Source organism: Streptomyces sp. NPDC054765, assembly GCF_053612065.1.
On the sequence record NZ_JBSHBP010000048.1, the window covers coordinates 1 to 21,729 of the forward strand.

The following is a 21,729-nucleotide window of genomic DNA, read 5'->3' on the forward strand; positions in this document are numbered from 1 at the left end:
GAGGGCGGCCGGGGCGGTGCGCCGCGGCCGCGGCAGGGCGGCGGCGGGCAGCGCGGCGGTGACCGCCGGGGCGGCCGCGACGCCGGACCGGCCAACGACGCGATGGCGGACGCCCTCCGGCGGGCCGGACTCCTGGGCAAGGAGCGGGGCGGCCGCTGATCGACCGTTCCGGCGACCGGCAGCAGCAGACCGGCCTCGCGCTGCTGCCGGAGCCGGCCGGCGCGGCCGGGCCGAGCGGTTACGCCCCGGCCCGGCCTGGCTGCGCCGGGCCGCGGAGATCCGGCGGACGAACAGCACGGGCCCGTCGGTCACGATGCCGAGGCGTGCCCGTCGGCGCACTGCCGGCTCAGGACGCCCCCGCATAGCCACGGATACGCTCCAGCTCCGCCGCCACATCCGTGAGCGTGGCGCAGTCCGGAACCGGCAGCAGATCGGGGCCCGGCGGCGCGGCGTCGGGGCGGCGGCGCGGGTCCTCCAGGGCGTCGGCCATCGCGGACAGCGCCTGGCACAGCCGTTCCGCCTCGGTCACGCTCGGGCGGTGGGCGCCGTGGTCCAGGCGTATCGCGCAGGCGGTCGCGGCGTCCACGATGCGTTCGGCCGCGGTGACGACCGTCAGCCAGTCGGGGTTGCGGTCGCGGGCGGCGAGGAGTTCGGCCGCGGCGGTCTCCGCTGCCGCCCTGGCCTCGCCCAGCGCCCGGTAGGCGGCGCGGCGCAGCGCCAGCCGCCGGGTGGGGTCCGCGCCCGGTTCCGACTCCAGGACGTGCCGCAGGAAGTGCTCGGTGCTGTGCAGCGCCGCGGTGACCCGGTGGCCGACCCGGCGGCGCGGGTCGGCGAGCCGTGGCAGATGTCCGACGACGAGCACGATGCCGCAGGCGATGGAGGTGTCGACGACCCGCTCGGTGGCGGCCTCCCGAGCCCCACTGGCATACACGAACGACAGCACCATCAGGGTGATCGCGACGGTCTGCAGCGCGAAGTGGCGGGTGGCGAACGGCAGCAGCGCACCACCCACGCCCGCCATCAGCGCGGGCCACCACGAACCGGTCAGCAACAGGCTCGCCCCGGCGAAGACCAGCACACCGGCGACGGTCCCGGCGAAGCGGTTGACCGTACGGGAGAACAGCGGGCCCAGGTCCGGCTTGACGAGGAAAGTGGTGGTCGCCGGGAGCCAGTACCAGTGCTCCGGGCGCAGCAGCAGGGCCACGGCGGCGCTCGCGGCGATGCAGACGGCGACCCGCAGACCGTAGTCCCGTCCGGCGGGCCCGAACAGGCTGCGCCCGCGCCGGGTCCGTCCGCCGACGGCGGCCAGCGCCCCACGGACCAGCGACCCGGGCACGGTCACCCGGGCGGGACGGCCGAAGGGGCCGGTTTCCGGGTGTTCCTGTGCCGGGGACAGCGGCTCCCGGCGGGCGAACGCGACCGCTGCGTCCAGCAACGCCCGGTCGAAGGCGCCGCGCGCGGCGGTACTCGTCTCCGGGGCGGACAACCGGCCCGGCGACCCCCCGGTGCGCAGGGCGTCGGCGAACCGCCGGGGGCTCTGGGCCACCCGGGACGGCAGCGGGCGGGCCTCCCACAGCAGCGCAACGCTGGCCTCGCACAGTGCGGTGGCCGCGGCGAACCGCTCGGTGAGCAGGAGTTCTTCCGTACGCGCCGGACGGTGCAGCAGCCGACTGGTGAGCCGGCGCAGCCGCAGGGCCTCGTCGGCGCGGTCCAGCGCGGCGGTGAGGCGGCGCCGGGCGGGCTCGGCGCCGGGCCCGCCGGCCGCGCCCAGGGCGTCGGCGAGCGCTTCGAAGACCGTGGCCACGGCCGCCCGCTCACCACTGAGCGCACCGCCCGCGGGGCGCGGTGAGCGCACGACGAGCCGCAGCAGAAGCAGCCAGAGGCAGCCGGCGAGGACATAGAGCGCCTTGGCCCAGGGCGCGCCGGGCAGCGGCATCCCGGCGCCCAGGACAGTGGTGGCCAGCATCTGCATCCCGGCGTTGGAGCGCACCGGTCCGGCCACGCTGCCCGCGCCGGAGACAAAGCCGACGGCGAACAGTGCAAGAACGATCCACCACCCGGCACCGACCGCCTGGAGCGAGGCGCCGATCAGCATGCCGAGCGCCGAGGCGAGGGCGGGCAGACCGATGTGCACGATGCCGGTGCGCCGGGTGCCGGGGCGGTCGTTGACCCCCGCCAGCATCGAGCCGAGAGCGGCCAGTACGCCGGGCGCGGGGTGGCCGGTCGCGATGCCCGCGCCGAGCAGCGGCCCCGCGCACAGCGCACCACGGGCGACGGCCGCCCAGGGCACGGGCAGCCGCTGCCAGCGGAAGGGGTGGGCGAGCCAGGCGGGCACGGCGCGCTGCGCGCGGAGCATGGGCCTCCTCAGACGACGGCGTACGGATGACGGAAAGCGGGATCCGAGGGGCGACATCGGCCGACGGTGCTGCTACCAGCCTAAGGTCCGGTCTTGTCCGCACCACAGCCGCAGGGTTACCGCAAGATCACGAGCGCACAGCGGGGAGGCGGCTCCGGTCCCGTACGCGCCCTCCTCACGCACCCGGCGCCCGCTCGGCGCCACCGTTTTCTCCGCTCGGCCCCCTTCCCCACCCTCGTCAACCCCCGTCCCACCCGTTAGCGTCCCGCCATGACGATCGACACAGGTGACGTGGACGTATGCGTGGTCGGCGGCGGCGTGATCGGGCTGACGGCTGCGATCGCGCTGGCGGAGGACGGGCACCGGGTGCACGTGGTGACCCGGGACGCGGCGGACGGGACGACCTCGGCGGTGGCCGGCGGGCTGTGCTGGCCGTACCGGATCCGGCCTTTCGACCGGGCGGTGCAGTGGTCCGTACGGTCCTTCCACGTACTCGCCGGGCTCGCGCAGCGCCCGGAGGAGACCGGCGCCCGGATGGTGACCGGCACGATGACGGACGCGTCGGCCGGCGGCCGGGACGCAGGCCAGAACCCGGCTGACGGCTGCGACGACGGCCTGGCCGCCTGGTACGACGCGGTACCCGGGCTGCGACGGGCGAGCGCGGCGGAACTCCCCGAGGGGTCCGCGTCGGGGTGGCGGGCCCGTACTCCTGTGGTGGACATGCCGGCCCATCTCCGCTACCTGGAGCGGCGGTTGACGGCCGCGGGCGGGACCGTGGAGCGGCGCGCGGTCAGCTCGTTGACGGACGCCGGCCGGGCGGCCGGCGTGGTGGTGAACTGCTCGGGGCTGGGCGCGCGTGAGCTCGTACCCGATCCGGACGTCCATCCCGTCCAGGGGCAGTTGGTGATAGTGGAGAACCCCGGTATCGAGGAGTGGTACGTCTCCGCCGCCGCGGGTGCGGCGGAGACGGCCTATGTGCTGCCACAGCCGTACGGCGTGGTGCTGGGCGGGACGGCGCGGGAGAATGCCTGGTCGCGGGAGCCCGATCCGGCGGTGGCCGCGGCGATCGTGGCGCGCTGCGCGCGGCGCTTTCCGGAGCTGGCGCGGGCCCGGGTGCTGGCGCACAAGGTGGGGCTGCGTCCGGCCCGTCCGGCGGTGCGGCTGGCGGTGGAGCGGCTGCCCGACGGCACGCCGTGCGTCCACAACTACGGCCACGGTGGCGCCGGTGCGACCGTGGCGTGGGGGTGCGCGGACGAGGTGCGGCGGGAGGTGCGGGCCCTCGGGGAGGGTGACGGACCGCCCCTGCGGTGACCGCGGCGGAGCTCAGCCCGGCCGCGGCGCCGGGCGCAGGCCCGCTCCGCCCGTCCGGTGCCGGCCCCCTTCCGGCCGTCCGACTCGTTCCGGCACTCCGGCTGTCCCGGCCCGGACTGGTGAATCGGCGGTGAACGAGATGAAGTTGCCGCCCGGGGCACGCATCCATTCACCCGTCTCGTGCGTCTCATGAGCAAGCGGCATTCTCATACGGCCGCCACTGCAGGGGTATTTGGAGTATATATTTTGAAAAACTGCAAAAAGGGCATTCGCCGGGCATCTGCGGCAATCGTCACCGCGGGAGCCGTCCTGGCGGCCGGGGCGTTCACCGCTCCGGCGCAGGCCGCCACGCCCAAGACCCCCACGATCGTCGCCAAGGGCGGCTTCGTGATGAACAACGGCACGGGGAAGACCCTCTTCACCAAGGCCGCGGACACCCGTCGTTCCACCGGCTCCACCACCAAGATCATGACGGCTCGGGTGGTGCTTGCGCAGGCGCACCTCGACCTGGATGCCAAGGTCACGGTCCAGAAGGCGTACAGCGACTACATCGTCGACAACAACTGGGCCTCCTCGGCCAAGCTGATGGTCGGCGACAAGGTCACCGTCCGCCAGCTGCTGTACGGGCTGATGCTCCCGTCCGGCTGTGACGCGGCGTACGCGCTGGCCGACAAGTTCGGCAGCGGCTCCACCCGGGCCGCGCGCGTGAAGTCGTTCATCGGCAAGATGAACTCCACCGCCAAGTCGCTCGGCCTGACGAACACGCACTTCGACTCGTTCGACGGCATCGGCAAGGGCTCGAACTACTCGACGCCGCGCGACCTGACCAAGCTCGCCGGCAACGCGATGAAGTACTCCACCTTCCGTACGGTCGTGAAGACGAAGTCGACCAAGCAGAAGGTCACGACGAAGAGCGGCGGATACCGCTACATGTCGTGGGAGAACACCAACGCCCTGCTCGGCAGCTACTCGGGCACCATCGGCGTCAAGACCGGCTCGGGTCCGGAGGCCAAGTACTGCCTGGTCTTCGCCGCCACCCGGGGTGGCAAGACGGTCATCGGCACGGTCCTGTCCTCCTCCTCGGTGGTCAACCGCACCGCTGATGCGAAGAAGCTGATGGACTACGGCTTCAAGAAGTAGCCCGGACCGGGACGAACGAGGGGCCTGCCCGCAGCCATCCGGCCGGGGGCAGGCCCCTTCGTCATCACGCCGTCACCGCACCCTTGGCGCACGGCCGTCCCGCCCGTGTCCTCCCGGGCGGGAGCCCTCTCCGGCGCCGCACAATGACGAGCCGGAGGCAGCCACCGGTCAGGAAGCGGCCACCGGGTCAGGAAGCGGCGAGACGCGCCGACACACAGGGGTCCTCGTTGCGGTAGCCGAGGCGGTCGTAGAGCCGTTCGGCAGGGGTGTTGTCGGCGAGCTGCCACAGCGTGCAGAAGCCGTGGCGGCGTACGGCGTGCCGCGTCAGCCACGAGGTCAGGGCCGCGCCGAGCCCCCGACCGCGCCGGCGGGCGTCCGTCGCGACCGAGGCCATCAGCGGAGCGCCGCTGTCCCGCAGACTGCTGAGGGCGCCGCAGGCCACCAGTTGCCCGTCCGTGCCGCGGATCCCGGCCCACAGGGTGACGTCGCTGGAGCCGGGGCCGGTGGAGTGGGCCGGGCTGTGCTCGTTGAGGAAGTCGAGCAGTTCCCCGTGGTGTGACGCGTCGAGGGTGACCACCCGCTCCTCCGCCGGGTGTACCGGCGGTTCCTCCAGCGTCCAGCGGAAGATCCACTCCACGACATCGGTCACCGGCAGATGCCGCCCGACCTGGCCGGCGGTGCCGCGCGGCCCGGTGAACTCCCGCACCTGATCGGGCCGGCCCTGCGCGGCGCGCAGCACCAGTCCGGCGGCGGGATCCGGTTCACCGACGCACCACAGATGTCCGCGGGCGTCGTCGAGCCAGGCGGCGGCACCCTGGCCCGACCAGCTGATCCGGCCGGACGGCCGTCGTCGCGCCGCACCGAAGCGCAGCAGCGCGGCGCCGGCTTGCCGCTCCAGGCCCTGGTCGAACAGGTCTGTGGTCCGGGGGAGAAGAGTCGTTGCCTGCATCGCTCTCTGAGAAGTAAAGGAGGAGGCGAACGGACCGGACACGCGCACGCGCGACCGGAATCCGTCCATCTGGGTACAGGGGGAGCCCGGCAGCGGCTGCGCACACGCGCGCCCGGCCGACCGGGACGGCCCACTCTGACATACCGCCCCCGGCCCGGGGCAAATCCGCCTCCCGCCCGCCGGAACGATCACCGGCCGGCGGCGGCAACCCCCGCCGTGGCACGGGCCCCGGCCCCTGCGCGCTCCTCAGCGCGGTCTCCCCCCGGTGTCCCCCTCGTCACTGCCGCCGTTGCCATTGTCACTGCCGCCGTTGCCATTGCCGCCCGGCCCGATCTGGATCTCGAAGTCACCGTCGTACTGCTCATGCCCCGCGATCACGGCCATCTCGACGGCCTCTTCGCCCTTCTGGCCGCGGACGATCAGCGGGTCGCTGCGCAGATCGCGCATCAGCGCCCAGCACATGGCGATCATCACGACCATGAACGGCACCGCGACCAGGATCGTCAGATTCTGCAAGCCGGTCAGGGCGTCGCCCGAGCCACCGCCGATCAGCAGCATGATCGCGGCGACCGCGCCGGTGACCACGCCCCAGAAGATCACTACGAGCCGGGTCGGCTCGAAGGTGCCCTTCTGCGAGAGGGTCCCCATGACGATGGACGCGGCATCCGCGCCGGACACGAAGAAGATGCCGACGAGGATCATGACCAGGATGCTCATGACCGTGGCGAGCGGGTACTGGTGCAGCACGTCGAAAAGCTGCCCTTCGGGGGTGCTCGCCCCGTTGAGCCGCTTGGCGTCCTGGAGCTTCATGGCCGAGCCGCCGAACACCGCGAACCACACCAGGCTGACCACGCTCGGTACGAGAATGACCCCGCCGATGAACTGGCGGATCGTCCGGCCACGGCTGATCCGGGCGATGAACATCCCCACGAAGGGCGTCCAGGAGATCCACCACGCCCAGTAGAAGACCGTCCAGCGGCGCAGCCAGTTGCCCACATCGGCGCCGCTGCCGGCCTCCGTACGGCCTGCCAGCTGCGGCAGCTCGCCGAGGAACGAGCCGAGGGAGGTCGGCACCAGGTTGAGGATGAGAACGGTCGGCCCGACCACGAACACGAAGACCGCCAGGATCACCGCCAGCACCATATTGATCTGGGACAGCATCTGGACGCCCTTGGCGATGCCGGAGACCGCGGACAGGATGAACGCGAGAGTGAGCACGGTGATGATGACGACCAGCAGGCCGGTGCTGACGCTGTCCATCCAGCCGAGCACCCTGAGGCCGCTGCCGATCTGCAGCGCGCCGAGCCCGAGCGAGGCCGCGGAGCCGAAGAGCGTGGCGAAGATGGCCAGGATGTCGATGACCTGGCCGCCCCAGCCGTTCGCCCGCCGGGTGCCGATCAGCGGAGTGAACACCGCGCTTATCGTCTGCCGCCTCCCCCGCCGGAAGCAGCTGTAGGCGATGGCCAGACCCACGACCGCGTAGATGGCCCACGGGTGCAGCGTCCAGTGGAACATCGTGGTGGCCATCGCGGTGTCCATCGCCTGGGCGGCGTCCTTGGGATCGGTGCCCGGCGGCGGGGTGGTGAAGTGCCCCAGGGGTTCACTGACGCCGTAGAACATCAAGCCGATGCCCATACCCGCGCTGAACATCATGGCGATCCATGACACGGTGCGGAATTCGGGCTCCTCGCCCTCCGTGCCGAGCGTGATCCGGCCGTACTTGCTGACCGCCAGCCAGATCGCGAAGATCACGAAGCCGGAGGCGGAGAGCACGAACGCCCAGCCGCCGTTGTCGATCACCCAGTTCAGCATGGCTGTCGAGGCGTTCTTGAGTGATGCGGTGGAGGACGCTCCCCAGGCGATGAAGGCGAGGGTGAGCAGTGCGGTCACGCCGAAGACCACACGGTCGGTCTGTGGCGGTCCGGTCCGCCGCGGGTCTTCGGGAAGATCCGCCACGGGTGACGCGCCACCCCCGTCGCCGGTCTTCTCCTTGACTGTGTCCGACACCTGTCAACCTTTCAATGGGCCATATTTTTCTTACCCTTTACCCCCTACCCCAGGACGGCAGACGTTCATGGGTGTCGCGACCGTAAGGTGATAACCGGCCCGTTGGTCCAACAACAGCGGGACGAGCTTCCGCAGCGGCTGGCGCAGCGGAACGACGACGCCCTCCCGGTCCCGCTCCCAGACCACACCGTGCAGTGCCAGTTCGCTCTTGACCTGCGCGAACCGTGCCGCATCCAGGCGGTAGGCGCAGGGCGGGTCGGACAGGATCCGGGCAGCGGTAGCGGGTTCGTTGTCCGCGCCGCCGAGATAGACCGGGCCGTGGTCGGCGTAACCGGCGAGCCGGGCGGCGGCGGTGGCCGCCTCGATGCGTGGACGATGGCGGTCGATGAAGGTGAATGCGCCGTGCAGCGCGGCCAGCTGGGAGTGCACCCGGCGCCGGTTGTTGAGTGCGGGGTCGGCCTTCTCCGCGTCGGTGAGGGGGTTGACCCGGGTCTCGACGAGCAGCCCGACCGAGCCCTTCACCCCTGCGGTGTTGCGCAGGATCCGTTCCTGGCCGTCGCCCGCGACCTGCCTGACGGGGGCCCCGGTCTCCGGATCGGTCCAGATGCCGTAGACACCGGTGGAGAATCCGGCCCGCCGGACGGCGGGTGCCACGAAGTCCCGGGAAAGTGCGCCGGCTTCGCGGTGCACCCCGTCCGCGGTGTTGAGGTTGCGCGGCCACAGCGACAGCAGGTCCTTCATGTAGTACGGGACCGTGGGGCCGTACTCGTGCAGGTCGTAGAGGGAGTCGGGGCGGTAGTCACGGAGGATGGCGGCCATCGCGCGGGCCTCGGCGGTCTTGAGGGCGAGGTGGTCGCGGTTGATGTCCGTGCCGTCAGAGTTGCCACGGGTGTCCGCGGCCCGGCCGTCGGGGTTGGCGGTCGGCACGACCAGCACACTCGTGTGCGCGAGGAACCGGCGGGTCGCCGGGTCCTTGGCGTAGGCGAGGTCGCGGACGGTGCTCAGACAGGCCTCGCGCCCGGCGGGTTCATCGCCGTGCTGGGTGCAGACCAGCAGTACGGAGTCGCCGCGGCGGACGTCCGCCGGGCGCGCGGGGACCGGGGCGCCGATCCGTACGAGCTGTAACGGGCGGCCTTGTTCCGTGGTGCCGATCCGGTCGATCCGTACGCGGGCCGACGCCCGGTCGACGGCAGCGAGGAACTTCTGTTCCTCCGCCCCGCTGGTCCAGCGGGCACCGTTGCTGGTCTCGAATCCCGTACGGGGTGCGGTGGTTCCGGACACGCCGGCAGGAGAGGCCGGCAGGGGCCCGCCGAGGACGGCCGGCAGTCCGATGACCAGTGCCCCCAGGGCGAGGCGGCAGAAGCGGGACCACACGAGGGGGTGCCTCCCTTGGGTGAGCGGCGGGGGTGGAGCGGGGGCCGGGGCGGGGCCGCCCGCGGGTGGGGCGGCCCCGGTCGGTCATTTCGCGGCCGGCATCCGGCTGAGCGAACGCGGCGGGGCGATGCCGGCCGGCAGGGCGGCAGCGGACGGCTGCCGGGGCGCACCCGTGGCGGCCCGCGCGAAGGCCGGGGCGCCGCCGGTCAACGGCAGTTGGGCGAACGTACGGGACAGATCGAGGGTGAGGCTCGGCGTGGACGCGGGCGGGTCGATCAGACCGGCGTCCGTCCCGGCCACGATGAGCGCCAGCCGGTGTCCGGCGGGCACGACATGATCGCTCGCGGCCAGGTCGATGGTGAGCGGGTAGCGCTTGCCCGGGGTGAGCGGCCGGCCCCTGTGGGGGTCGGCGTAGTTGCCGAGGTCGGCCCAGCCGCGGCTGAAGACGGTGTACCCGACCTTCTTGGTGTCGGCGGCGGTCTCCTTGAAGCAGCCGGTGTCGCCCGGGATTCCGGCGCCCCAGCAGGTGCGCCGGTCGAGGGTGGTGATGCCCTCGCCGTCGGCCGCGTAGTTGCGGATGGTGGCGGGGCCCAGGTCCACCAGGACGGCGGAGAGATGCGCGGTCGAGGTGCTCGGGGTGGCGGTCACCGTCACCTTGCCGGAGCCGGACAGCCGCAGCGGTGCGCGCAGCGGCCCGGTGCTGAACCCGGCCTTGGCGGGCGTGTGTTCATCGATCTGGGCCGCCCAGTCGGCCTCGCTCAGCTTCGGGTTGTCGGTGAAGGCCGCGGTCGCGCCGTGCGGCGCCTTGGTGGTCCCCAGGACGCCGACCCCGGGGGTGCGGCCGGCGCGCGGCCGCAGCGTGGTGGCCCGGGTGCCGGGAGCGGGCCACTGCGGGTCGGTGGACCAGGTGCCGGGGGAACGTTCGATATCGGCCATCGGGGCGCGGTTGATGCCGTTGTCGTAGCCCATCAGATAGTGGTCGAACCAGTGGTGCAGTGTGGTGACCCACTCCCCGCGGCGGTAGTCGAAGGGGTCGACGTGCCCGGTCTGGGAGAGCCAGATCTTGCGCTCGACGCCGTGCCGGGCGAGCGCGTCCCACCACTGCCCGGCGTGCCGGGTGCGAACATTGAGGTCCTGCATGCCGTGCACCATGAAGACGCTGGCCCGGACCTTGTCCGCGTGGCGGACGTAGTCGCGCGCGGTCCACAGACCGGTCCAGTCGCCGCTGCGCGGTGCGCCGTCGGCGAGTTTCTTCTGCACCGCGGCGCAGCGCTTGTGGGCATCGGGGCTGTCGACCAGGTCCGCGAGGGAGTCGGGGCCCGAGTCGTAGAGCGGGGCGCCCTTGGCGAAGTAGTAGTCGTACCAGGAGGAGATGCCGGCGATGGGGACGATGGTCTTCAGTCCCTTGACGCCGGTGGCCGCGACACCGTTGGCTATGGTGGCGTCCCAGCTCTTGCCGATCATGCCGGTGCTGCCGTTGGACCAGTCGGCGGTGACGGGTGTGCCTCCCGTTCGGGAGGTGTAGGCGCGGCCTCTGCCACCGAGCCAGTCGACCACGGCCTTGGCCGACCCGATGTCGGAGCGGCCGCCGACGTCGATGCAGCCGTCCGAGCGGTTGGTGCCCGCGAGATCGACGAGGACCGTCGCATAGCCGCGCGGCACGAAGTAGTTGTCGTAGTAGAGCGGGAACTGGACCGGCCGGCCCCGGTCGTCGTAGGTCTTCTTCTGGCTCTCGTTGCCGCGGCCGCAGCAGGAGTAGTAGGGGCTGGCATCCATGATCACGGGGACTCGGCGGCCCTGCTGTGCGGGTTCGGCGGGCCGCACGATGTCGACGGCGACACGGTCGGTCCTCCCGTCCGCGTCGCCGTCGAGCCGGGTGTCCACCCAGACCGATTCGCGTATCGCGTGGTCGTAGGAGTAAACGGGTCTGCTCTCGCCGGGCGCCGCCTGCGCGGCGGTGGCCGGCCCCGTCAGGGCGGACAGCAGGGCAGCGACGGCCGCCATCACAAGCACGGTGAAGGGGATGCGGGGGATCCGCGCAGGATTCGTCACGGGCGGACGGTAGCGCGGCTCAACTCCCGTGCGTAAGAGCCTGTCCGGGGAACCGGCGGCCGCGGCCACCGTGGCGAGGGGGGCGCCGCACGGGGCGGTACGGGACCGCGCGTGCGGCAGGCCCGGGGCGCCGGCCGGACCGCTGCGGCCGGTTCGCGAAACCGGATGGTGCTTCATGTCGGTCATGTGTCAGATGCGGCCATGTACATGACGCTGCCGTGCCGGAGTACATAGGGTCGGACGAGAGCCATCCCCCTACGAGTTGGAGGACTCGTGCGTCACAGACTCCTGGTCCCGGGCGCGGCCGCGCTCAGCCTGCTGCTGGCGATCCCAGCCTCCGCGGCCGACTTCACCCCGGGTGCTCCGGGTGTGGGCGACTCCTACTACCCCGAGAGCGGAAACGGCGGATACGACGTTTCCCACTACGACCTGCGGCTCAAGTACCAGCCGAAGACGGACCTGCTGGAGGGCACGGCGACGCTGCTCGCCACGACCACCCAGGATCTCTCCCGCTTCAACCTGGACTTCGGCCTCAAGGTCAGCGAGATCCGGATCAACGGCAAGAAGGCCTCCTTCGCCACGTCCGGCAAGCACGAACTGGAGGTCACCCCGGCCACGCCGCTGGAGAAGGGCCGGCAGATCAGCGTCGTCGTGCGCTACGCCGGCAAGCCCTCCGAGCTGAAGATCGACAACTTCACCGCCTGGGCCCGCACGGCCGACGGCGGTGTGGTGGCACAGGAACCGGATTCGGCCGTGTGGTGGTTCCCGAGCAATGACCACCCCACCGACAAGGCGACGTACGACATTTCGGTGGCGGTCCCGGACGGCACCCAGGCGCTGAGCAACGGCGTGCTGGCTTCACAGTCCTCCAAGCTGGGCTGGACGCGCTACAACTGGCGCTCGGACAAGCCGCAGGCGACATATCTGACGACGCTGGCCATCGGCAAGTTCGACATCACCACCGACCAGACCGCGAACGGCCTGCCGGTGATCAACGCGGTGAGCAAGGACCTCGGCGCGAACGAAGGCTCGGCGCGGGCCAGCATCGCGCGCACCGCCGAGGTCACCGAGTGGCTGGAGAGCGTCTTCGGCCCCTACCCGTTCAACGCGGTCGGCGGCTATGTGCCCCACGTCCCGGCCCACTACGCCCTGGAGACCCAGACCCGCCCGTTCTACGGCGAGAAGGCCTTCGACCGCGGTACGAACGTCTCGGTCGTGGTGCACGAGCTGGCGCACCAGTGGTACGGCGACAGCGTCTCGCTCAAGGACTGGAAGGACATCTGGATCAACGAGGGCTTCGCCGCCTACAGCCAGTGGCTGTGGTCGGAGAAGGAGGGCGAGGGCACCGCTCAGGAGCTGGCGGACTACGTCTACGCCCAGCACCCGGCCGATGACGCGTTCTGGAAGGTCAAGCCGGGCAACCCGGGCGCGGAGAACCAGTTCGACGATGCCGTCTACGACCGTGGCGCGCTGGCCCTCCAGGCGCTCCGCAACAAGGTCGGCGACAAGGTCTTCTTCGGGATCCTCAAGTCCTGGCCGGCGGAGCACAAGTACGGCAACGCGTCGGTGGCCGACTTCGTGACATTCGCCGAGAAGAAGTCCGGCAAGAAGCTGGCCGGGTTCTTCGACACCTGGCTGTTCCAGCCGGCCAAGCCGGCGGTGGGCGCGGCCAAGCGGGCGTTCGGCACACGGCAGGCGCCGGTTCCCGAGCCCGCGTCATGGAAGCAGATCGCGGCCACGCACGACGTGCACGGGCACTGATCCGGCAGCCGGGCACCGCACCGGCGCCCCGGGAACCGGACCGGCCAGAGCAGGGGTGACCGCCCCGGCTCCGGCCGGCTCCGTCCGTTCACCCGCGCGCCGCCCGGCGGGCCCGGCGCGCGATCGGCATGAAGCGCAGTCGCTCCGGGAGCACCGGGACGACGGCGCGGACGACGCGGCCGAAGCGGCACAGCCGGCGTTCCTGGGCTTCCGTCCATTCCAGTCCGATGGCGCGCCGGGCGTCCGGCGGCATCAGCCCGATCGTGAGGAAGCGCCGCAGGCGGGCGAAGCGCGGGCGCAGCCACGGCCAGCTCAGCCAAAGGACCAGCCGCAGCCACCGCGGACCGCGGTCGGGGGCCGGCAGCGGCGGGTCGGCCGCCACCAACTCCCGCACCACGAAGGTCTCTTCGAGGTCGTTGTCGAGAACCTTGTGGTAGTACGGCCAGAACTCCTCGACGGACTGCGGCATATCGCGGTCGTGGATCCCCAGGACCCGCCCGACCTGGAGCCACTCCGCGTACAGCTGCCGCTCCTGTGCCTTGGTGAACGGCCGGCCGAGATAGCGCTGCGCGTTCCGGAAGACGGGGTAGCCGGTGGCGTGCACCCAGGCGTAGTAGGCGGGGGTGAGCGCGTGGTACCTGTGGCCGTGCGCGTCGGTCCCCCGGATGGTCTTGTGCAGTTGCCGCAGCCGGCGCCCCTCCTCGGCCGCGCCCTCACCTCCGTACACCCACAGCTGCAACGAGGCCAGCGACCGCTCCCCGCGCCCCCACGGGTCCGTACGGAATACGGAGTGGTCGTCCACACCGGCGCCCACCGCCGGGTGGGCGACCTGCATGGTCAGCGCGGCCGGCAGGGTCAGCAGCATGCGGATGTCCCCGGCCATCGACCAGAGCACACCTCCGACCGGCGGGGGGTTTGGGTCATTTTTTACCGTATTCATGTCATTAATCATGATACGGCGAGTGCGATGGCCGACGGATGCGGGGGCGTATCCCGCAGGTACATGTTCCCGCCCGACGCCTGCCCATGGCCGCTTCACCTTCCCGGCAGGTGCATATTCCAGTACGCCGGACATCCCGTCCGGACGCCCCGCAGCGGCGACACCATCCGGCGAACCACCGCAGCCGGTACTGCCATTCCTTGACTCAGGCCGGGCCGGGGCGCCCGTCTACACGGACACACGGGTGACTCCCGTGAGGAGACCAGCCCCTCAACACCCTTGCCGCAATGACCGCCCGACCGGGACGGCAACCAACAAGCCTTGCGCACCATCGAGTTGCCATCGGGTTGCCATCGGGTTGCCCGTAGGGCGAGGGATATACGCACCAGCAGCAGACCGCCGCACTGCCGCGACCGCCGGTCTCGACGACACCTCCCGGCCCGCTCGGCGACGGTGCCGACATCGCGGCGGCGCGGGAGCCACTTCGGTACGGGCAAGCGGGCAAGCGGGCAAGCGGGCGGACTATACATCCCCGCCCGGCATCCCGCCCCATGCCGCACACAAGCCACCGCGCCCCCATGGGCGACATTAGCCCGTAAGAGTGATTTTGCGCCGAGATAAACCCCATGAGCTGGGTCGATTACCCCGCCGTTTTTCCTCCTCGGGCGCAGATAGTGACAAGTGCATCACGGAACGCGACACTCGCGACATCTGTCCGAACCACCCAAAAGGAGCAAACTCATGTCCTGTCCTCCCCCTCCGATTGACGCCCGCAAGGCACTCGACTTCCTGAGGACGAGTGGACTCGTCGACCTCAGCGTTCCGCTCGAGCGAGTCGTCGATCAGGTCAGCCAGATCGACGATGTGGCCGGCTACGTGCTCGCCTGGGAGCGCTACGTCCTCGTGGTCGCCAACCAGGTCGCGGAGCCCGACGACTCCGCTGCGCGCAACTGACCGTTGACTGCACCGATCGCCGGGAGGCATTCGATGGACACGACGCAACCCGGTGACGGAATGTCACAAAGGCGCGCGGTGGAGACCCGGGCAGTCGCCTGGCTCGCTGCGCGCCGCCATCTGATCGATCCGGCCGAAGCCGCCGCCAACCGGGTGCTGTTCGCCCGCAAAGCCCTCATCGAAACCGCCTTCCTCGTGGGACTGCGGGCGCGCCTCGCCCCGGAGCCGCTGGACAGCGATTACGCGGCGCTCCTCGATCAGGTCGAGGGGATCACGGCCCGCCCTTCCTACCGGGAGCTGATCGCCCGGGACGAAGGGGCGCTCCTGTTGTACGCGGGGACCTATGCGGCACTCCGGCTCTGCGGACGCGAGGACCCGGAGTTCCGGCACATCATCACGCAAGCCGCGGCCGGAGGATACGCGGCAGTCTTCGAGCGGATCCCGTACCGGCAGCTCGATCTGCTGCACACCCTGGAGCTGTGCGGCGTCCGGCACACGCTGCCGGCCATGGACGATGTCCTGCCGTTCACTCTGCTGTGCAACAGCCCGAATGTCGCCAAGCTCGCCGACCGCGACATCTACGCCCTCACCCACACGATCTTCTACGCCACGGACTTCGGGCTTCGCGAGCCCCGATGGCCGCGGGACTTCGATCCGGGCGCGGCGGTGGAGCTGCTCGAAGCTCTGCTCGTTCTCACCCTCGGCCAGGAGAACGCCGACTTGGTGGGGGAGCTTCTGTGCTGTCTGCTGTGCCTCGGGGTCAGGGACTCCCAAGAAGCCCGTCGGGCATGGGAGTTCCTCGCGGCGGCGCAGGAGGACGACGGGCGGGTCAACGGGCCGCCCGGAGTCGTCCACCCCGAACTGGCCGACGGGGACGAGGCGTACGGACACTGGGCCACCGGCTACCACACCACGATCGTCGCCGCCCTGGCCGCGCTCCTGGACCGCAGCCCCAGGGTCGTACGGAGGCCTCGGCCGTCCGTACCCAGGCCCCGCCTGACCGTGGAACAGCCGCTGCGACAGGCAGTGGTGTGGCTGGCCGGCGCGACCCGGCACCACGACCCGGTCACGTACCTGCCGGCCGCGGCGGCTGTCGCGTATGCGGCCGAGGCTCTGGGGGAACCCGAGCTTGCGCGTCCCCTGCTCCTGGATTTCTCCGCACGTCTTGCGCACGCGGACCCGGACGTGTGGCAGGGACACGGGATGGAGGTCGTGGGTGAGTTCGCGTTCGGTCTGCGGACTCACGAGATCACATGCGCCTCACTCGACGTGTTCCTCAAGTCTGCCGCCGCTGCCGTCGAACTTCTGGACGAGGTTCCACCGCAGGCGGCGTGCAATGTCCAACGCCTGGTCGGTCTGGGGCTGGTCTCCCCCCGGCGTGCGGCCGCACTGAGGGACGGGGGAGCCGACACACCGCACTCGGCGCCGGAGACGGCCGCCGCCGGCCTGCCCCGTGCCTGGAAGAACTATCACCTGGGACACATTGCCGCCATCGTCCGGGACTGGGCTCGCGCCGGACGGGCACAGCACCGCATCACCCGTGACGCCGTCGCCTTCCTCCTCGCCCAGCAGAGCCCTTGCGGTGCCTTCGGCCGCCCGGCCTGTGACGATCCGGCAATGCGGGAACGGACGATGCTGTCGTGGACCCGGAGTGCCGTCACCGCCCTGGCCGCGGTGCACACCGCCTGCGGCACGGCCCTCACTGCCCCGCAGTCCTTTCGCTGACCCCCGAACCGCAGGGCACGTCACCCGCCGCGGCCACCCAGGCGAAAGGGCGGTCGCGGACGCCTCCCGGCCTCCGCGACCGCCCTTGATTTTGCGGGCGTTCGTTACTGCGCGACTACTTCGACAGCTCGCGTCCCTCGGCGATCCGGCTCACCCGGCCGCGGACCACGAACCAGCCGGCCAGCAGCGCGGCGGCGAGGACCGGGATCAGCATCACGGTCTGCCGTCCGACACCGTCGTCGAACCACATCAGCACGATGACGCCGAGCAGGAAGACGATGGTGGCGATATCGGTGACGGGAGTACCCGGAAGCCGGAAGCGCGGGCGCTCGACCAGGCCTTCCTTCGACCGCCGTACGAACACCATGTGGCAGACCATGATCGTGCACCAGGTGCTGATGATGCCCAGCGCCGCGATGTTCAGCACGATCTCGAACGCCTGGCCCGGCACCACATAGTTGAGCGCGACACCCAGCACACACACCGCGGAGGTGAGCAGGATGCCGCCGTACGGCACCTGGTTGCGGTTCATCAGGCCGGCGAACTTGGGTGCGGAGCCCGCCATCGACATGGAGCGCAGGATCCGGCCGGTCGAGTAGAGCCCGGAGTTCAGGCTGGACATCGCCGCGGTCAGCACCACGAGGTTCATCACATCGCCCGCCGCCGGCACACCGACGTTGGACAGCACGGTGACGAAGGGGCTCTCGCCGCCGGTGTACTTGTTCCACGGCAGCAGCATCGCGAGCAGGATCACCGAGCCGACGTAGAAGACGCCCACCCGCCACATGATGGAGTTGACGGCCTTCGGCACGACCTTCTCCGGCTCGCCGGTCTCACCGGCGGTCACACCGACCAGCTCCACCGCGGAGTAGGCGAAGACCACGCCCTGGAGCACGATCACCACCGGCAGCAGACCGGTCGGGAAGAGGCCGCCGTGGTCGGTGAGCAGGTTCAGCCCTGGCGTGTGCCCGGCGACCGGGTGCTGGGTGGCCAGCAGGAAGATGCCGATGAACATGAAGATGACCAGCGCCGCGACCTTGATGATCGCGAACCAGAACTCCAGCTCACCGAAGATCTTCACCGAGATCAGGTTCACCGTCAGCACGACCGCCAGCGCGATCATCGCCATGACCCACTGCGGCACGCTGGTGAACATGCTCCAGTAGTGGGTGTAGAGGGCGATCGCGGTGATGTCGGCGATACCGGTCGTCGACCAGTTGACGACATACATCCAGCCCGCGACGTAGGCGCCCTTCTCCCCCAGGAACTCGCGGGCGTAGGACACGAACGAACCGGACGACGGGCGGTGCAGGACCAGCTCGCCCAGGGCCCGCACGACGAAGAACGCGAAGAGGCCGCAGACCGCGTAGGCGATGGCCAGGGCGGGGCCGGCGGAGTGCAGCCGGCCGCCGGCGCCCAGGAACAGGCCGGTGCCGATCGCTCCGCCGATGGCGATCATGTTGATGTGCCGGCCCTTGAGGCCCTTGCTGTAGCCCGCGTCGCCCGCATCCTGCTGCGCGCCGCTCCCCCCGTCAGGTGACCTGTGGGCTGTCTCGGTGACGGCTTCTGTGCTCACTGGTGGTGCATCTCGCTTTCGGGGAGGCGCTGGCGCGATTGCCGATCCCGCGGATCGCACGGACGGCCGACGGCACACCTTCCCTGAAGAGCGCTCCCCCGTCTGTGGGCAAGATCACAGCACGTACAGGCCATCCAAGATTTGTCTGTATTTGTCGGAAATTTTCCGGCAGCGCAGTTCCAAGGAGGGCATCAGTTACCCGATTCCGGCCCCCACTCCGCACCCGGCAACCAAGTGTTTTTGACCTGTTCAGCTCAGTTGGGACGAGTGTTGGCCGCCGCGACGGCCACTCGGCCACCGCCTGCACCTCCGGCTGCCCGGCAAGCGCCCGCCGTACCGTTCCTGGCGTGCGAGGGATGCGCGGGCGCTCCCGCCCGCCACGTCGGCAGCCGCCACCCCCTCAGGCAGCTGCGCGACGACGAGCGGATCCGCGCAGGGACGGCGGCCGGATCCGCGCAGGGGCGGCGGAGAAGGCGGGCAGAAGGGTCAGAAGGTTTCACAAGAGTGGTGAGACAGCAATACTGTTGAACATGATGGAGTCCGCCACCGACCTGACGGTCGACGAACTGGCCGCCCGCGCCGGCGTCACCGTCCGTACGATCCGCTTCTACAGCACGCGCGGCCTGCTGCCGCCGCCGGAGATCGGTCCGCGCCGGGTCGGCCGTTACGGACCGGACCACCTCTCGCGGCTCGCACTCATCGAGGAGCTCCAGCACCAGGGCCTGACGCTCTCCGCGATCGAGCGCTATCTGGAGCAGCTGCCACCGGATCTGAGCGCCCAGGATCTGGCCATCCACCGGGCGCTGGTGGCGAGCTGGATTCCGGACAAGGCGGAGGACGCCACCCGCGACCAGCTGGAACGGCGGGTCGGCCGGGCGCTGACCGAGGAGGATCTGGACCGGCTGGCGGCCATGAGTGTGCTCGTACGGACCGATGACCCGCAGGTCTTCCGGGTCGACCCGGGGCTGTTGCACCTGGGTACCCGGCTGCTGGACGTCCCGATCGCGCTGGAGACCATCCTCGCGGCGCGCACCGTCGTCATCGAGCACACCCGCTCGGCGGCCCGCGAACTCAGCCGGCTCTTCAGGGACGAGGTATGGGGGCCCTACCGGGACGGCGGCCCGGACGAGGACGAGATGGCGCGGATGAAGTCGCTCTCGGCCCATATGCAGCCGATGGTGGTGCAGGCACTGGTCACCGCCTTCCAGCGGTCCATGAAACAGGAGCTGCGCGAGTCGTTCGGCAAGGAGGGCGACAAAGGCCGGGGGGACCACACCTCCCACGAAGACGGCAGAAGCCAGAGGGACCACACGTCCCAGGGCTGACGGGGGCGGGCCGCGAGGGCCCGCCCCCACGACCGGTCAGTCGCTGAACTTCTCGCCCTTCTCGGCCTTTTCGACCAGCAGCGCAGACGGTGCGAACCGGTCTCCGTAGGCCGCCTGCAGCTCGCGGGCGCGAGCCACGAATCCGGTCAGGCCGACGAGTTCCTCCCGTCCTGGCCCGCCCTGGTAGCCGTTGATGTACTGGATCACGCCGCCGGTCCAGCCCGGGAAACCGATGCCGAGGAGGGAGCCGATGTTGGCGTCGGCGACGGAGGTGAGCACGCCCTCCTCGAAGCAGCGGACGGTGTCCAGTGCCTCCGAGAAGAGCATCCGCTCCTGCATGTCGAGGAACGGGATGGCGGCGTCCTTCTTGGTGAAGTGCTCGCGCAGGCCCGGCCACAGACCGGCGCGCTTGCCGTCGTCGCCGTACTCGTAGAAGCCGCCGCCGCCGCTGCGGCCGGGGCGGCCGAACTCGTCGACCATCCGGTCGATCACCGCGTCGGCCGGGTGCGGCTGCCAGCTGCCGCCGCTCTCCTCCACCGCCCGCTTGGTCTCCTCCCGGATCTTGCGCGGCAGGGTGAGGGTCAGCTCGTCCATCAGGGACAGCACCTTGGCCGGGTAGCCGGCCTGGGCCGCGGCCTGCTCGACGGAGACGGGGTCGAGGCCCTCGCCGATCATCGCCACACCTTCGTTGATGAAGTGACCGATGACGCGGGAGGTGAAGAAGCCGCGCGAGTCGTTGACGACGATCGGGGTCTTCTTGATCTGGCGGACCAGGTCGAAGGCACGGGCCAGCGCCTCGTCGCCGGTCCGCTCGCCCTTGATGATCTCCACCAGCGGCATCTTGTCGACCGGCGAGAAGAAGTGCAGCCCGATGAAGTCCTGGTCGCGCTCGACGCCTTCGGCCAGCAGCGTGATGGGCAGGGTGGAGGTGTTGGAGCACAGCAGCGCATCGGGCGCGACGATGTGCTGGATCTCCTTGAACACCTTGTGCTTGAGCGCGACGTCCTCGAAGACCGCCTCGATGACGGCATCACAGCCCGCGAGGTCCGCCGGCTCGGCGGTGGGCGTGATGCGCGCCAGCAGCTCATCGCGCTGCTGCTCGGTCGTACGGCCCCGGGAGAGCGCCTTGGCGAGCAGGCCCTCCGCATACGCCTTGCCCTTCTGCGCCGCGTCCACGGTGATGTCCTTGAGGACGACCTGCATCCCGGCCCTGGCACAGGAGTAGGCGATGCCGGCGCCCATCATGCCGGCGCCGAGGACCGCGACCTTCCCGACCTTGCGGGGCTCGATGTCCTTGGGCCGGTTGGCGCCGGAGTTGACGGCCTGCAGATCGAAGAAGAAGGCCTGGATCATGTTCTTGGAGATCTGGCCGGTCACCAGCTCGACGAAGTAGCGCGCCTCGATGGTCTGCGCGGTCTCGAAGTCGACCTGGGAGCCCTCCACCGCCGCGGCGAGGATGTTGCGCGGGGCGGGGTACGGGGCGCCGTTGAGCTGCTTCTTGAGGTTGGCGGGGAACGCCGGGAGGTTCGCCGCGAACTTCGGCTGGGCGGGGGTGCCGCCGGGGATGCGGTAGCCCTTGACGTCCCAGGGCTGCTGGGACTCGGGGTGCTCCTCGATGAAGGCGCGGGCCTTGGCGAGCAGTTCCTCGGGGGTGGCCGCGACGTCGTGGATCAGCCCGGCATCCTTGGCGCGGGTGGCGTTGTACTGGGTGCCCTGGAGCAGCACCTTCAGCAGCGCGTCCGCGATGCCGAGCAGCCGGACCGCGCGGGTGACGCCGCCGGCGGCGGGCAGCAGGCCGAGCGTGACCTCGGGCAGGCCGATCTTGGTGCCGGGGGTGTCGAGGGCGACTCGGTGGTGGCAGGCCAGCGCGATCTCGTAACCGCCGCCCAGCGCCGCGCCGTTGATCGCGGCCACGACGGGCTTGCCGAGGGTCTCGATACGGCGCAGGTCGCGCTTGATGCCGTTGCCCGCCTCGAAGGCCTGCTGGGCGTGGTCCGGGGTGACGGCGATCAGGTCGCGCAGGTCGCCACCGGCGAAGAAGGTCTTCTTGGCGGAGGTGAGGATGATGCCGCGGATGCTGTCCTTCTCGGCCTCCAGGCGGTCGGCGACCGCGGTGAGGGAGGTCTTGAAGGCATTGTTCATCGTGTTGGCGGACTGGTCGGGGTCGTCGAGGACCAGGGTGACGATGCCGGTCTCGTCCTGTTCCCAGCGGATGGTCGACAAAGCAGCGGATTCACTCATGGTGCGTACTCCGTAGTG

At 70.7% G+C, this 21,729-nt stretch carries 14 protein-coding genes; 6 read left to right on the forward strand and 8 right to left on the reverse strand.

From position 1 onward, the window contains the following. Positions 1 to 346 precede the first annotated feature (346 nt). On the reverse strand, positions 347 to 2,356 hold the full coding sequence (locus ACWGJY_RS26465; RefSeq protein ID WP_453263340.1) for an FUSC family protein: 2,010 nt from the start codon (positions 2,354 to 2,356) through the stop codon (positions 347 to 349). Between the two features lie 270 nt (positions 2,357 to 2,626). On the opposite strand from ACWGJY_RS26465, the gene ACWGJY_RS26470 reads away from it, so the two are divergent. Together ACWGJY_RS26470 and ACWGJY_RS26475 are read left to right on the forward strand one after the other, a co-directional pair. Further along, positions 2,627 to 3,667 carry an FAD-dependent oxidoreductase gene (locus ACWGJY_RS26470; RefSeq protein WP_453263341.1) on the forward strand — a complete coding sequence of 347 codons (1,041 nt, stop codon included), beginning with the start codon at positions 2,627 to 2,629 and terminating at the stop codon, positions 3,665 to 3,667. Between the two features lie 246 nt (positions 3,668 to 3,913). Continuing rightward, a complete protein-coding gene (locus ACWGJY_RS26475) occupies positions 3,914 to 4,807 on the forward strand; it encodes a D-alanyl-D-alanine carboxypeptidase family protein (protein ID WP_453263342.1) in 894 nt (297 codons plus the stop codon). Between the two features lie 187 nt (positions 4,808 to 4,994). On the opposite strand, the gene ACWGJY_RS26480 is transcribed toward ACWGJY_RS26475, so the two are convergent. The 4 genes from ACWGJY_RS26480 to ACWGJY_RS26495 all read right to left on the reverse strand — a co-directional run bounded on the left by ACWGJY_RS26480 (position 4,995) and on the right by ACWGJY_RS26495 (position 11,141). Then, a complete protein-coding gene (locus tag ACWGJY_RS26480; protein ID WP_453263343.1) occupies positions 4,995 to 5,756 on the reverse strand; it encodes a GNAT family N-acetyltransferase in 762 nt (253 codons plus the stop codon). Between the two features lie 246 nt (positions 5,757 to 6,002). After that, a complete protein-coding gene (locus ACWGJY_RS26485; RefSeq protein WP_453263384.1) occupies positions 6,003 to 7,712 on the reverse strand; it encodes a BCCT family transporter in 1,710 nt (569 codons plus the stop codon). Between the two features lie 81 nt (positions 7,713 to 7,793). Then, positions 7,794 to 9,137: a M14 family metallopeptidase gene (locus ACWGJY_RS26490; RefSeq protein ID WP_453263344.1), complete on the reverse strand. Its 1,344-nt coding sequence runs from the start codon at positions 9,135 to 9,137 to the stop codon at positions 7,794 to 7,796. A gap of 84 nt (positions 9,138 to 9,221) precedes the next feature. Further along, complete coding sequence (locus ACWGJY_RS26495) at positions 9,222 to 11,141, reverse strand: Xaa-Pro dipeptidyl-peptidase (RefSeq protein WP_453263385.1); 1,920 nt, start codon at positions 11,139 to 11,141, stop codon at positions 9,222 to 9,224. 321 nt (positions 11,142 to 11,462) lie between these two features. Here ACWGJY_RS26495 and ACWGJY_RS26500 point away from each other — a divergent pair, with 321 nt between their 5' ends. Then, positions 11,463 to 12,950 (forward strand): M1 family metallopeptidase, encoded by a 1,488-nt coding sequence (locus ACWGJY_RS26500; RefSeq protein ID WP_453263345.1) that lies wholly within the window; start codon positions 11,463 to 11,465, stop codon positions 12,948 to 12,950. A gap of 88 nt (positions 12,951 to 13,038) precedes the next feature. Here ACWGJY_RS26500 and ACWGJY_RS26505 read toward each other — a convergent pair whose 3' ends face one another. Then, entirely contained in the window at positions 13,039 to 13,833 is a 795-nt protein-coding gene (locus tag ACWGJY_RS26505) for an oxygenase MpaB family protein (protein WP_453263346.1), read from the reverse strand. 798 nt (positions 13,834 to 14,631) lie between these two features. Here ACWGJY_RS26505 and ACWGJY_RS26510 point away from each other — a divergent pair. Next, positions 14,632 to 14,844, forward strand: a complete 213-nt coding sequence (locus ACWGJY_RS26510; RefSeq protein WP_392375733.1) for a hypothetical protein — start codon at positions 14,632 to 14,634, stop codon at positions 14,842 to 14,844. Between the two features lie 33 nt (positions 14,845 to 14,877). Continuing rightward, positions 14,878 to 16,569 (forward strand): DUF6895 family protein, encoded by a 1,692-nt coding sequence (locus tag ACWGJY_RS26515; RefSeq protein ID WP_453263347.1) that lies wholly within the window; start codon positions 14,878 to 14,880, stop codon positions 16,567 to 16,569. A 115-nt stretch (positions 16,570 to 16,684) separates the two neighbouring features. On the opposite strand, the gene ACWGJY_RS26520 is transcribed toward ACWGJY_RS26515, so the two are convergent. Continuing rightward, positions 16,685 to 18,145 carry an amino acid permease gene (locus ACWGJY_RS26520; protein ID WP_453263348.1) on the reverse strand — a complete coding sequence of 487 codons (1,461 nt, stop codon included), beginning with the start codon at positions 18,143 to 18,145 and terminating at the stop codon, positions 16,685 to 16,687. Between the two features lie 530 nt (positions 18,146 to 18,675). Between ACWGJY_RS26520 and ACWGJY_RS26525 the strand changes: the two genes are divergently transcribed. Continuing rightward, positions 18,676 to 19,470: a MerR family transcriptional regulator gene (locus ACWGJY_RS26525; protein ID WP_453263349.1), complete on the forward strand. Its 795-nt coding sequence runs from the start codon at positions 18,676 to 18,678 to the stop codon at positions 19,468 to 19,470. Between the two features lie 36 nt (positions 19,471 to 19,506). Here the strand turns inward: ACWGJY_RS26525 and ACWGJY_RS26530 are convergent, their stop codons facing one another. After that, positions 19,507 to 21,711, reverse strand: coding sequence for a 3-hydroxyacyl-CoA dehydrogenase NAD-binding domain-containing protein (locus tag ACWGJY_RS26530; protein ID WP_453263350.1), 2,205 nt, complete (start codon positions 21,709 to 21,711; stop codon positions 19,507 to 19,509). Between the last annotated feature and the right edge of the window lie 18 nt (positions 21,712 to 21,729).